Genomic DNA, 13,002 nt, shown 5'->3' on the forward strand with positions numbered 1-13,002 from the left:
GCCGTGATCGAAACGGTCGCGGAGATCGGCTCGACGAACGCCGCGCTGCTGGGCCGCCTTGCCGCGGGTGAGTCCGTTCCCGAAGGTGCGTGGCTTGTCGCGGACCGGCAGAGCGCCGGCCGCGGCCGCGCCGGACGGACATGGTCCGATGGCTTCGGCAATTTCATGGGATCGACCGCGGCGCTGCTGCGCGCGGGCGATCCTCTGCCGCAGACTTTGGCGCTGGTCGCGGGCGTTGCCGCGCACAAGGCGGTGCTGGCGCTGTGCGATGGCCTTTCGGGGCTGATGCTCAAGTGGCCGAACGACCTGCTGGTGGGGCAGGCCAAGCTTGCCGGCATTCTTCTGGAACGGCAGGGCGATGGCGTCGTCGTGGGCATCGGCGTCAATCTGGCGCAGGCGCCCGAGGTGCCGGGGCGCGCGACTGCTTCGCTGGCAGGGCTGGGCTTCCCCGTGGCACGCGATGCTTTCGCGGCCACGCTGGCGGCGGAGTGGCAGGCCGCGCTGACCCGCTGGCATTGCGGGGAATGGCCCGCGCTGCGGGAGGAATGGCTGGCCCGGGCGCATCCGGTCGGAACGCTCGTCACCGTCAAGGATACCGATCAGGGCACCATCATGGGGGCATTCGGCGGTATCGACGACAACGGCGTGGCCCTTCTGCGCTTGGCGGATGGCGCAACCCGTGCCATCCACGCCGGCGACATAGAAATGGTGGGATAGGAACCGGGGCGATGCTGCTGGCAGTGGACGTCGGAAACACGAACGTGGTGTTCGCGCTGTTCGATGGGCGCGAAATCAAGGGGCGCTGGCGCGTGGCGACCGATGCGCGGCGCACTGGCGACGAATATGCGGTCTGGTTGCTTCAGCTCATGCAGCTTGAGGGCTTCCGGCGCGAGGACGTGCAGCACATCCTCATCTCCACGGTCGTGCCGCGCGCGCTGCACAATCTGAAGGTGCTGGCGCAGAAGTATTTCAAGCAGGAAGCGATGGTCGCGGGCGAAGGCGTCGCGGCCTGGGGTTTTGAAGCCGACGTGGACGAGCCGCGCTCGCTCGGCGCGGACCGGGCGGTCAATGCCATCGCCGCGCACGCCAAGTACAAGGGCGACCTGATCGTCGTCGATTTCGGCACTGCGACCACCTTCGACCACGTCGATTTCATGGGCGCCTACAAGGGCGGGATCATCGCGCCGGGGATCAACCTGTCGCTCGACGCGCTGGTCAATGCGGCGGCCAAGCTGCCGCGCATCGCCATCGAGGCGCCGACCCGCACCAAAAGCGTGATCGGCCGCAACACGGAAGATCAGATGCACATCGGTGTGTTCTGGGGCTATGTGGCGCTGATGGAGGGCCTGATCGCGCGGATGCGCGCTGAAATCGGCCGGCCTGCGCAAGTCATCGCCACGGGCGGCCTTGCCGTGCTGTTCGGCGATCATACCGACATTTTTGACCATGTGGACGCAGACCTGACGCTCGACGGTCTCGCCATCCTTGCCGAACGCGCCGCTCAGGCGGCTGCATGACGGCACGACCAGAACAGGAATTAATGTGAACCCCGGTAAGGAACTGCTTTTTCTCGCTCTTGGTGGTTCGGGCGAGATCGGAATGAACGTCAACCTCTATGGTTGCGACGGCAAGTGGCTGATGGTCGATCTCGGCATGACCTTTGCCGACCCGTACTATCCGGGCATCGATCTCGTCTTCGCCGATCTTGAGTTCATCGAGGAACGCCTGAAGGATCTCGTCGGGGTCGTGCTGACCCACGGGCACGAGGACCACATCGGCGCGGTGCCCTATTTCGCGCAGGAACTCGGCGTGCCGCTCTATGCGACGCCGTTCACCGCCAAGCTGATCCACGCCAAGCTGACGGAGGCGGGGATCGACAAGACCACCGAGCTGAACGTGATCCCCAACGAGGGCGCGTTCAGCCTCGGGCCGTTCGATATCCGCTATGTCCCGCTGGCGCACTCGATCGCCGAAGGCAACGCGCTGGTGATCGACACGCCCTATGGCCGGGTGTTCCACACCGGCGACTGGAAGCTGGATGATGAGCCGCGTGTCGGCATTCCGGCGACCGAGGAGGAACTCACCGCGATCGGCGACGAGGGCGTGCTCGCGCTCGTCTGCGATTCGACCAACGTGTTCAATCCCAAGCCATCCGGCTCCGAAGGCGCGGTGCGTGCCGGCCTGTTCGAGGCGATCGAGCCGCTCAAGGGGCGCCGCGTGGTGGTGACCACGTTCGCCTCCAACGTGGCGCGCCTGCAGACGCTGGCGGAAGTGGCCGAGGCCACCGGACGGCAGCTCTGCGTTGCCGGACGCTCGCTGGACCGGATCATCGCGGTGGCGCAGGCCTCGGGCTATCTTCAGGATTTCCCCGACACGATCTCGATGGACGAGGCGATGGACCTGCCGCGGGGGCAGGTGATGATCGTCGCCACCGGCGGGCAGGGCGAGGCGCGCGCGGCGCTGGCGCGGATTGCGGGCGACCAGCATCCGATCAAGCTGGAGCGCGGCGACGTCGTGCTGTTCTCGAGCCGCCAGATCCCCGGCAACGAGATCGCCATCGGCCGCATCCAGAACGCACTGGTGGCGAAGGGCATCGAACTCGTCACCGATCGCCAGTCGATGATCCACGTGTCCGGCCATCCCGGCCGTCCCGAACTCGTCTCGCTCTATGAGTGGATCCGCCCGCAGATGCTGGTGCCGGTCCACGGCGAGATGCGCCACATGGCCGAGCAGGCACGCCTGGGGAAGGCCGAGGGCATTCCCAAGACCATCGTCCAGAAGAACGGCGACCTTATCCGCCTGGCGCCCAACGGGCCGCACAAGCTGACCGAGGTGCGCAACGGCCGGCTTGTGCTCGATGGCGACATCATCGCGCCCGCGGACGGCGAGGCGATGGGCGCGCGGCGCAGGCTGGGGCTGAACGGCCTCGTCACCGTGGCGCTGGCGGTAACGCGCGAGGGCAAGCTGGCATCGCCGGCGCAGGTCGCCAGCGTGGGCCTGCCGCTGGATGAGGACATGAACGATTTCGTGATCGAGGCCGAAAGCGATGCCGCCGAAGCGGTGCGGACGCTGAAGGGCGATCGCAAGCGCGACCGGGTGGCCATTGCCGAAGCCGTGCGGCTCGCGGTAAGGCGCACCGCGCAGCGCTGGTCGGGCAAGAAGCCCGTGGTCCAGGTCCTGCTGCGCGAAGCGTAAGGGAGCAGCTGGCGTGAAGTGGACTTCGATCGTCGCGATCTATTCGCTTTTCTGGGTCTTTTCAGCGTTCCTGGTGATGCCCTTCGGCGTCCGGACGCATGACGAACTGGGGCTGGAGAAAGTGCCGGGGCAGGTGCACAGCGCCCCCGGCAACTACGACCCGAAGAAGATCGCCACCCGCGCCACGCTGCTCGCGGTGGTGCTGTTCGGGCTGTATTACGCCAATTACGTGAACCGCTGGATCACCACCGACGATCTCGACATATCCCGCCTGATCGGAATCTGAGGCACGACCCGAACGATACCTAACCGCACCTGACGACACCCAAGGGCGTCGTCAGGGCGTTGGAGCGGAATGTCTCAGACACCTTCCAGCGCGTAGCCGGCGGAGCGCACGGTGCGCACCGGATCGGCAGCGCCGGGCAGGGCGATCGCCTGGCGCAGGCGACGGATATGGACGTCGACCGTGCGCAGCTCGATGTCGCTGCCGCTGCCCCATACCGCATCGAGCAGTTGCCCGCGCGAGAAGACGCGGCCGGGGTGTTCCATGAAATGCTTGAGCAGGCGGAACTCGGTCGGCCCGATCTTGAGCGATTCGCCGCGGCGCATGACGCGGTGCGCGGTGGGATCGAGCGTGAGGTCGCCCACGGTGATCGTCTCGCCCGCCAGCGCGGGGCGCACGCGGCGCAGCACGGCGCCGACGCGGGCGATCAGCTCGCGGGGGGAAAAGGGCTTGGTCACGTAATCGTCCGCGCCGGTTTCGAGGCCGCGCACGCGGTCGTCCTCGTCGTGGCGGGCAGTCAGCATGATGATCGGGACGTGCGCGGTTGCCTTGTTGCGGCGCAGGCGCCGGCAGACCTCGATGCCGCTGGTGCCACCGATCATCCAGTCGAGCAGGACGAGATCGGGGGTATCCTCGGCGGCGAGGAGCAGCGCCTCGTCCCCGTCGTCGGTGCAGCGCACATCGTAGCCTTCGCCGCGGAAGCGATATTCCACGAGTTCGGCGAGCGCCGTATCATCTTCGACGAGAAGCAGCTTGGGAGCCGACACACAAACCTCCGTGACAGTCAGGTTGCGCCAGACACGCCCAATGTTACCGCAGTGTGACCAGTTTCAGACCGATCGGGCGCCGGGCCATCAGATGCCCGGCGGGATCACGTCTTCGCGCTCGGGCAGATAGGTGCCCGTGGCCGCATAATGGACCATTTCCGCGATGTTGGTGGCATGATCGCCGATCCGCTCGATGTTGCGGGCGACGAACATCAACTGTGCGACGCTGCTGATCGTGGCCGGGTTTTCGACCATGTAGGACACGAAGTTGCGGAACACGCTGTCATAGAAGGCATCGACCTTGGCGTCGCGCAGAACGATCTCGGCGGCGGCGACGGGGTCGCGGGCGGCGAAGGCGGTCAGCACGTCGTGGACCATGTCTCCGGCCAGTTCGTTCATCACGGGCAGCAGGGTGAGCGGCTCGAACCGCTTGCGGCCTTCGATGTGGCCAACGCGCTTGGCGATGTTCTTGGCATAATCGCCGATGCGCTCGATGACGCCGGCGATCTTGAGCGCCGCGATCACTTCGCGCAGATCGTCCGCCATCGGTGCGCGCAACGCGAGCACGCGGACGGCGAGGCGGTCCACCTCGGCTTCCAGCTGGTCGATTCGCTTGTCGCGCGCGATGACGCCTGTCGCCAGTTCCTCATTGCCATGGACCAGCGCGTCCATCGCCTCGGCGATGGAAAGTTCGGCCAGGCCGCCCATTTCCGCCACCAGGCCGCGCAGGCGGGTGATGTCCTCGTCGAATGCCTTGACGGTATGTTCGGCCACCATTTCGATTCCTTACCCGTAACGCCCGGTGATGTAGTCCTTGGTGCGTTCTTCACGTGGGTTGGTGAAGATATCGGATGTCGTGCCGTATTCCACAATCTTTCCAAGGTGAAAGAATGCGGTCCGCTGCGAGACGCGGGCGGCCTGCTGCATCGAGTGGGTGACGATGACGATGGCGTAGCGCCCCCGCAGTTCGTCGATCAGTTCCTCGATGCGCGCGGTGGCGATGGGATCGAGCGCCGAACACGGCTCGTCCATCAGGATCACTTCGGGATCGACCGCGACGGCGCGGGCGATGCACAGGCGCTGCTGCTGGCCGCCGGAAAGGGCGGTGCCGCTGTCGTCCAGGCGGTCCTTCACTTCGTCCCACAGGCCCGCGCGCTGGAGCGACTGTTCGACGATGCCGTCGAGTTCGCTCTTGCTGCCGGTGATGCCGTGGATCTTGGGGCCGTAGGCGATGTTCTCGTAGATCGACTTGGGGAAGGGGTTGGGCTTCTGGAACACCATGCCCACGCGGGCGCGAAGCTGCACCACATCCATCGAGGAGCGGTAGATATCCTCGCCATCGAGCAGGATCTCGCCTTCGACGCGGGCATTGGTGATCGTGTCGTTCATGCGGTTGAGCGAGCGCAGGAACGTCGACTTGCCGCAGCCCGACGGGCCGATGAAGGCGGTGACGTAGTTCCGCGGAATCTCGATCGAGACGTCGTCGATCGCGCGCTTCTGGCCATAGAAGACCGAGACGTTGCGGGCGCTGATCTTGGGCTGACCGACAGGCTCGGGGAAGCGGGGGGCGTCGACGGTGACGGAGGGTGTGAGGGGGGCGTTCATGTTACCACCGTTTCTCGAACCGGTTGCGGAGGTAGATCGCAAGACCGTTCATGAGGAGCAGGAAGACGAGAAGGACGACGATCGCCGCACTGGTGCGTTCGATGAAGCCGCGGTCGATTTCATCCGACCAGAGGAAGATCTGCACCGGCAGCACGCTGGACGGCGAGGTGAAGCCGGACGGCGCGCTGGCCACGAAGGCGCGCATGCCGATCATCAGCAGCGGCGCGGTCTCGCCCAGCGCGCGTGCCATGCCGATGATCGTGCCGGTGAGGATGCCGGGCAGGGCGAGGGGCAGGACGTGGTGGAACACGACCTGCACCGGGCTGGCGCCCATCGCGAGCGCGGCATCGCGGATCGAGGGCGGAACGGCCTTGATCGCGTTGCGTCCGGAAATGACGATGACCGGCATGGTCATCAGCGCCAGCGTCATGCCGCCGATCAGCGGGGCCGAGCGATAGTTGGGGAAGATCCACAGGAACACCGCAAGGCCGAGCAGGCCGAAGATGATCGAAGGCACCGCCGCCAGATTGTTGATCGAAATCTCGATCATGTCGGTCCAGCGGTTCTTCGGCGCGTATTCCTCAAGATAGAGCGCCGACAGCACGCCGACCGGGAAGGCCAGCAGCAGCGTGACCAGCATGGTCATCATCGAGCCCTTGAGCGCCCCCCAGATGCCCACCGCCTGCGGGCTGGTGGCGTCGGCCCGGGCCAGGAAGCCGCTGTCGAACACGCGGACCAGCTTACCCTCGTGCACGAGCTTCTGCGCCACGGCGCGCAGTGCCGGTTCGCCGCCGCGCTGGGCAGAGGCGAGATCGTCGCTGGCAGGAAGCGAAACGTCGATGCGAGGCTGCGACAGCAGATCCGGATTGGCGATCAGCTTGTTGCCCAGATCGCGCCAGGCACCATCGGACAGCAGCGCCGCGCCGCCCTTGCCCAGCGCCTGCTCGGCAGCGGCATCGACCGCCATCGGCAGGCCGGCGCTTTCGAGGCCGCCGAGCGGGTCGGCCTGCGCGAGGCGCGAAGGGTCGATCATGACCTCACCCTGGATCGGCACGGAAAACCGCAGTTCGCTGCGCTGGAAGCCGGCTACGCCCTGCCAGCCCATCGTGATGAGCAGGAAGGCGAGCACCAGTGCGGAGAACGTCACGGCCGCAAGGCCCGCCATGCGGAAGCGCCGGTCGGCGGCATAGCGCCGGGCCAGCCCGGCCTGCATCCGCGCACGGCGTTCCGCCTGCACCTGTTCGAAGCTGTCGGTCATCGGGCGATCACTCGTAGGCTTCGCGGTAGCGCTTGACGACGCGCAACGCGATGAAGTTGAGGGCCAGCGTCACGAGGAACAGGACCATGCCCAGCGCGAACGCGGAAAGCGTCGCGGGGTGATCGAAGCTGCCCTCGCCCGTGAGCATGGCGACGATCTGGAATGTCACCGTGGTCATCGACTGGAACGGATTGAGCGTGAGGTTGGCCGAAGCACCAGCGGCCATGACGACGATCATGGTTTCGCCGATGGCGCGGCTGATCGCGAGCATGACGCCCGCGACGATGCCGGGCAGGGCGGCCGGGACGAGCACGCGGCGGATCGTTTCGGAGCGGGTCGCGCCCATCGCGAGGCTGCCGTCCCGCATCGCCTGCGGCACCGCGGCGATCGAATCGTCGGCCATCGAGGAGACGAACGGAATGATCATGATGCCCATGACCAGGCCGGCGGCGACCGCGCTTTCGGTAGAGGCGCTGGAAATGCCGATGGCCTGCGCCGCATCGCGCACAGCCGGGGCGACGGTGAGCGCGGCGAAGTAGCCGTAGACCACGGTGGGCACGCCGGCGAGGATTTCGAGCAGCGGCTTCATCACCTTGCGCACGGTGGAGGACGCATACTGCGTGAGATAGATCGCGCTCATCAGGCCGAGCGGGATGGCGACGATCATGGCGATGATCGCGCCGATGTAGATCGTGCCCCAGAACAGCGGAATCGCGCCGAACTGCTTGCCGTCGGGCGCGCCGGTACTCATCGGATCGGGCGCCCAGTGGGTGCCGAACAGGAAATCGATGGGTGAAACCATCGAGAAGAAGCGCGCGGTTTCGAACACCAGGCTGACGATGATGCCGAGCGTGGTGAGGATGGCGACGAGCGAGGCGATGAGCAGCAGGCTCATCACCGCGCGTTCCACACGCGTGCGCGCGGTGAAATCGGGCTTCAGTCGCAGGAACGAGAACGCGCCGCCGACAAAGGCGATCAGCAGCGTGACGACGAGGCCGATGCCTTCATAGCGCAGGTTCGCCGCGCGATAGGGCTCGACCAGCGCCTGCGCTTCGGCGGTGAAGACCGCCGGGGCGGCCCCGGTGGCGACCGCGCGTGCTTCGGAAAGCATCGAATCGCGCTCGAAGCCGAAGGCCGGCAGCGAGGCGGCTGCCGGATCGGCCAGCACGGACTGGGTGATCAGGCCGGGGCTGACCGCGTTCCACGCCAGCGCGAAGACGAGCGCCGGGACCGCGATCCACAGCGCCACGTACCACGCGTGGAAGTTGGGCAGGGAGTTGATCCGGCCGTGAGGCGCGGAACGACGGAAAGCCCAGGCCCGGGATCGTGCCGCCAACCAGCCGACGAGACCCAGCCCGAAGGCGAGCAGAAGCAGGATGGCTGGCGACATGACTTGAACGATACTCCTTACTTCAACTGCGCGCCATCGAGCAGGGGCAGCTCGGTGACGGCCTTGGTGCTCGCGGCAAGAACGTCGTCAGGTGCGACGACCATGCCGAGCTTGGCCAGCGATCCGCCCTTGCCCCACGCCTTTGACCATTCCGTGACATAGGCCTGAAGTCCCGGGATTGCCTTGAGATGCGCCTTCTTCACATAGATGTAGAGCGGGCGCGCACCCGGGTAGGTGAAGTCCGAAATGGTCTGGTAGGTCGGCGTGATGCCGCTCATGGTCAGACCCTTCAGCTTGTCGTGGTTTTCCTCGAGATAGGAGAACCCGAAGATGCCGATGGCCTTGGGATTGGCTTCGATCTTCTGGACGATCAGGTTGTCGTTCTCGCCCGCGTCGACATAGGCGCCGTCTTCACGCACTTCGCCGCAGATGGCGTCGTGCTTGTCCTTGTCGCTGTCCTTCAGCGCCTTCATCTCGGCGTTGGCATCGCAGCCCTTGGTCAGGATCAGTTCCTTGAGCGCGTCGCGCGTGCCGGAAGTCGACGGCGGACCGTAAACGAGGATCGGTTCGTCGGGCAGCGACGGATTGACGTCCTTCCAGGTCTTCGCGGCGTTGGGCTTGCCATAGGGGTTCTTGGCCAGCGCCTTGTAGACGTCTTCCGGGGTCAGCGCGATGCCGGGGCCCTGCGAACCTTCGGCGAAGGCGACGCCGTCGAGGCCGACCTGGATCTCGACGATCTCCTTTACGCCGTTCTTCTGGCATTCCTCGAATTCGGACTTCTTCATCCGGCGCGAGGCGTCTTCGATATCGGGGTGCTGCGGGCCGACGCCGGCGCAGAACAGCTTCATGCCGGCGCCCGTGCCGGTCGATTCGATGATCGGCGACTTGATCGAGGCGTCGGACTTGGCGAGCGATTCGGCGACCGCCTTGGCGAAGGGATAGACGGTCGAGGAACCGACCGCGCGCACCTGATCGCGGCTGGCGCCCTGCTGCGAACCGCAGCCGGCGAGGGAGAGTGCGGCGAGTGCGACAGCCGAGAGAGCAATGTTACGAGTGACGTTCATGGTGGAAACCCTTCCATCCGCGTTGGATTGGCGGCCAATGAGACAGAGCTGTGACGGTTTTATGACAATTGCTCGACCGCTGTCACGGCCAGAGAAAATCGGACGGTGACAGTGGTGCCTTCGCCCAGCTTGCTTTCGATGTCGAGCTTGCCGCGATGGCGTTCCACGATGTGCTTCACGATGGCCAGGCCCAACCCGGTTCCGCCGGCCATGCGGCTGCGGCCGGGGTCGGTGCGATAGAAGCGCCGGGTGAGGTAGGGCAGGTGATCGGGGTGGATGCCTTCGCCCCGGTCGGCCACGGTCAGCACCGCCTCGCCGTGGTCGGGCACGACCCGCACGTGGACGGGAGCCTTGGGATCACCATACTTGAGAGCGTTGTCGATCAGGTTGCGGATGACCTGGTCAAGTTGCTGGCGGTCGCCGATGACGGTCGCGGGGCTGGCCTCGACCGTCACGCGGTCCTCGCCCACGGTCGCCCCGACTTCGCCGACGATGCTTTCCGCGAGCTGGCCGATATCGATCCGCTCCTTCGGCGGCTCGTGCTTTTCCGCCTCGATGCGGGAAAGCGACATGAGGTCTTCGACCAGGCTCTGCAGCCGCTTCGCCTCGCGCAGGACGGTGGCGTGAAAGCGCGCCGACGTGGCCGCGTCGATCTTGGCGTCGGGATCGGACAGCGTCTCGATATAGCCGATGATCGAGGCGAGCGGAGTGCGCAGTTCGTGGCTCGCGTTGGCGACGAAATCGGTGTGCGCGCGGCTGATGTCGGCTTCCGCCGTGCGGTTCACCAGTTCGATCAGCGAAAAGCGCTGGTCGATCGCGGCCCGGTTGACCTGCCAGATCGAACGCGCGCCGGTGAGACCGCGGACCATGGCGCTGCCCTCGGTTTGGTCGAGCAGCTTGATCGCGGCAGGATGGCGCAAGGCGACGCGCGCGTCCTGGCCGACGACATGGGGGCCGAGCGCCTCGCGTGCGGCGGCGTTGGCAGCGGCGATGCGCTGTCCGTCAAGCATCAGCACGGGCACGCTGAACGGTTCGACCAGTTCGACCATGGCCTGGCGCGAGAGATTGCCTTCATCCGGATCGCGGGTGCGGACGGTCGGTTCCGGACGGGCCAGCCATAGCGTGCCGAGCCAGACGATGAGCACGGACACGGCGAGCCAGGCATTGGCCCCCGAGAAGGTCATCGCGACAGCGGTGCCGAGCGCGACGGCGATGCTGGACCAGGGCAGGGACAGGCCTTTCATACGCGTCGCTTGATACCACGGATGTTACCGAAGCGTGACAGGGACTTGCTCCGGGGTCGGCGGCGCCCATAGGCGAGGTTTCAGGGCGGCGGCAAGCGCGCATCGGGGATTGTGAACAGCCTGCCGCGAACACGCGGGAAATGGACCGCCGGAAGTGTCATGATTGCAATGCTATCGTCAAAAATAGGTCAATTCAGTCACAAACTGTAACAAAAGAGTCTTGGATCGATCATAGTTGGCCCGTGAGTTTGGTGGGAGGGACCGATGCGAAGCGTCGCAAATGTGATGATCCTGACGGCGGCTATGGCCGCGATGCCTTGCGCAGCCATCGCGCGCGACGATGCCCAGGCGTGGCAGGCGGCGACGGTCAACGTTGACCTCGGTTCGGGTTTTCGTGCCAGCAACGAGATCGTGGCGCGCAGCAGCGATCGCCGGGGCTTCTATGAAATCGAAGACAACCTGATGGTGGGGTACAAGGCCAACAAGGTCGTCACGGTCTGGTTGGGGTACACCCACAACCCGCAGTACGATCATGGCGACTTCACGGTGATGGAGCACCGCTTCCGCCAGCAGGTGAACTTCGACAACGTGGCGACTGTGGGGAACGTGAGGCTGTCCGGCCGCTTGCGGCTGGAAGAGCGCTGGCGCGATGGGCAGAACGGCACTGCCTGGCGCCTGCGGCCGCAGGTGAAGGCCGCCCTGCCGCTGAAAAGCGGAAGCCGGACCGCGCTCGTCATGACGCACGAAAGCTTCATCGACCTCAACACCAACACCTTCCAGCGGGTGGGCGGCGAGGAGCGGATGCGCAATTTCATCGGCATCAGCACGCCATTGTCGAAGAAGATCACTCTGGAAGGAGGCTATCTGCTCCAGCACGGATTCGTGCGGAACGGCCCGGATAACCACGACCACGTGTTCTCGCTCGCCCTCAACGGAAACTTCTGAAGCTGCGTGGGACGGTTCCGCCATGATGGCGGGGCGGGCCCGTTCCATTTCGATTTTCGTGTAATCGCAGTACGCTCAGGGGGCGCCGGGACGGGCTTGGGCGGGGTTGGACGGGCTTGGACCGGCTTCGCGGCAACGGCATTCCACGATTATGGCGGAGGCGCGGCCTGTGCTCCATATGGCGCACGGCGTGCGGGATGATCTGCGACATACCGCATTCTGCAAAAACGCCCCATGAAACAATGCGCTATGCGTGGCGGCTAGATCGCTGATCCGGCTTTTGCCGATGGTTGACATTGGACGGCCATGGGCGAACCGTTCAGCCCGTGTGCAACCTCTACCGCATGAAAGCCTCCGTGCAGGAAGTCGCGCAATTGTTCGGCGCAAGTCCGTTCGAGGGAGCGAACCTGGCGACCGAGATTTACCCCGGGTATCCGGGGCTTGTGGTGACGGGTGGGCAAGTGCGCCGGATGACCTGGGGCTTCCCGCTCGCGCTCAAGGGCAAGCAGGGCCAGCCGCTCAAGCCCAAGGCTGTCAACAATGCGCGCGAGGACAAGTTGCTCACCCCGTTCTGGCGAGACAGTTTCGAGCGGCGGCGCTGCCTTATCCCGGTAAGCGCTTGGGCCGAGGCCGAGGGCGAGAAGGGCCGCATGACCCGCACATGGTATTCCCTACCCGGCGAGGAACTGTTTGCCGTTGCGGGCTTGTGGAGGCCCACCGCGGAATGGGGGGATGCCTATTCCATGGTGATGGTCGCCGGTTGCCCTGGCATGACGGACGTTCACGATCGGATGCCGGTAGTGCTGGCGCGCGACGATCAAGACCGGTGGTTGCAGGGCGATTCAATCGAAGCGTTTTCGATTTGCCGGACCTGGGCGAATCCGCTGGCGGTTGACCGAACGCAAGACCGCTGGGCGAGCCGATAGGACGGCGCGGTCATTGCCGTTCAGCGCGCTGCTTTCCGAGATATTGCCGATATCGCCCTTCGGGCAGCCTTGGCCCCAAAGATTGATCTAGTTGGTGACCCCTACGAGAATCGAACTCGTGTTTCAGCCGTGAGAGGGCCGCGTCCTAACCGCTAGACGAAGGGGCCTTGCCGGGGACCAATTGGTCCGCCGGGCAGGCAACTAGTGGTGACCCCTACGGGAATCGAACCCGTGTTTCAGCCGTGAAAGGGCCGCGTCCTAACCGCTAGACGAAGGGGCCACTGGGCTAGCGCCGCTGGGCAGGTCCGCGCCTCTATTGGCATCC

The 13,002-nt window shown here is 65.5% G+C and carries 13 protein-coding genes and 2 tRNA genes; 6 read left to right on the forward strand and 9 right to left on the reverse strand.

Annotated elements, in window-relative coordinates:
- The first annotated feature begins 3 nt into the window (after positions 1-3).
- From OLX02_RS02795 to OLX02_RS02810, 4 genes are all read left to right on the forward strand, one after another.
- Positions 4-717, forward strand: coding sequence for a biotin--[acetyl-CoA-carboxylase] ligase (locus OLX02_RS02795; protein ID WP_264420032.1), 714 nt, complete (start codon positions 4-6; stop codon positions 715-717).
- Between the two features lie 11 nt (positions 718-728).
- Complete coding sequence (locus OLX02_RS02800; RefSeq protein ID WP_264420033.1) at positions 729-1,517, forward strand: type III pantothenate kinase; 789 nt, start codon at positions 729-731, stop codon at positions 1,515-1,517.
- Between the two features lie 82 nt (positions 1,518-1,599).
- Positions 1,600-3,195 (forward strand): ribonuclease J, encoded by a 1,596-nt coding sequence (locus OLX02_RS02805; RefSeq protein ID WP_413630055.1) that lies wholly within the window; start codon positions 1,600-1,602, stop codon positions 3,193-3,195.
- A 13-nt stretch (positions 3,196-3,208) separates the two neighbouring features.
- Positions 3,209-3,481: a DUF1467 family protein gene (locus OLX02_RS02810; RefSeq protein WP_264420035.1), complete on the forward strand. Its 273-nt coding sequence runs from the start codon at positions 3,209-3,211 to the stop codon at positions 3,479-3,481.
- Positions 3,482-3,555: 74 nt separating this feature from the next.
- On the opposite strand, the gene phoB is transcribed toward OLX02_RS02810, so the two are convergent.
- The 7 genes from phoB to OLX02_RS02845 form a co-directional block, all read right to left on the reverse strand.
- A complete protein-coding gene (gene phoB, locus OLX02_RS02815; RefSeq protein WP_264420036.1) occupies positions 3,556-4,245 on the reverse strand; it encodes a phosphate regulon transcriptional regulator PhoB in 690 nt (229 codons plus the stop codon).
- Positions 4,246-4,332: 87 nt separating this feature from the next.
- On the reverse strand, positions 4,333-5,022 hold the full coding sequence (gene phoU / locus OLX02_RS02820) for a phosphate signaling complex protein PhoU (protein WP_264420038.1): 690 nt from the start codon (positions 5,020-5,022) through the stop codon (positions 4,333-4,335).
- 9 nt (positions 5,023-5,031) lie between these two features.
- Positions 5,032-5,850: a phosphate ABC transporter ATP-binding protein PstB gene (gene pstB, locus OLX02_RS02825; protein ID WP_264420040.1), complete on the reverse strand. Its 819-nt coding sequence runs from the start codon at positions 5,848-5,850 to the stop codon at positions 5,032-5,034.
- Between the two features lies 1 nt (position 5,851).
- Complete coding sequence (gene pstA, locus OLX02_RS02830) at positions 5,852-7,108, reverse strand: phosphate ABC transporter permease PstA (RefSeq protein WP_264420041.1); 1,257 nt, start codon at positions 7,106-7,108, stop codon at positions 5,852-5,854.
- Between the two features lie 7 nt (positions 7,109-7,115).
- Positions 7,116-8,498: a phosphate ABC transporter permease subunit PstC gene (pstC, locus tag OLX02_RS02835; RefSeq protein WP_264420042.1), complete on the reverse strand. Its 1,383-nt coding sequence runs from the start codon at positions 8,496-8,498 to the stop codon at positions 7,116-7,118.
- A gap of 17 nt (positions 8,499-8,515) precedes the next feature.
- Entirely contained in the window at positions 8,516-9,562 is a 1,047-nt protein-coding gene (locus OLX02_RS02840) for a substrate-binding domain-containing protein (protein WP_264420044.1), read from the reverse strand.
- A 59-nt stretch (positions 9,563-9,621) separates the two neighbouring features.
- Complete coding sequence (locus OLX02_RS02845) at positions 9,622-10,806, reverse strand: sensor histidine kinase (RefSeq protein ID WP_264420046.1); 1,185 nt, start codon at positions 10,804-10,806, stop codon at positions 9,622-9,624.
- A 264-nt stretch (positions 10,807-11,070) separates the two neighbouring features.
- On the opposite strand from OLX02_RS02845, the gene OLX02_RS02850 reads away from it, so the two are divergent.
- Both OLX02_RS02850 and OLX02_RS02855 read left to right on the forward strand, forming a co-directional pair.
- Complete coding sequence (locus OLX02_RS02850; protein WP_264420048.1) at positions 11,071-11,751, forward strand: DUF2490 domain-containing protein; 681 nt, start codon at positions 11,071-11,073, stop codon at positions 11,749-11,751.
- 326 nt (positions 11,752-12,077) lie between these two features.
- Positions 12,078-12,677, forward strand: a complete 600-nt coding sequence (locus OLX02_RS02855) for an SOS response-associated peptidase (protein ID WP_264420050.1) — start codon at positions 12,078-12,080, stop codon at positions 12,675-12,677.
- A 92-nt stretch (positions 12,678-12,769) separates the two neighbouring features.
- Here OLX02_RS02855 and OLX02_RS02860 read toward each other — a convergent pair.
- A tRNA-Glu gene (locus tag OLX02_RS02860) sits at positions 12,770-12,844 on the reverse strand.
- Positions 12,845-12,882: 38 nt separating this feature from the next.
- Positions 12,883-12,957, reverse strand: a tRNA-Glu gene (locus tag OLX02_RS02865).
- Positions 12,958-13,002 lie beyond the last annotated feature (45 nt).

This window comes from Novosphingobium sp. KCTC 2891 (assembly GCF_025938155.1).
Classification (GTDB): domain Bacteria; phylum Pseudomonadota; class Alphaproteobacteria; order Sphingomonadales; family Sphingomonadaceae; genus Novosphingobium.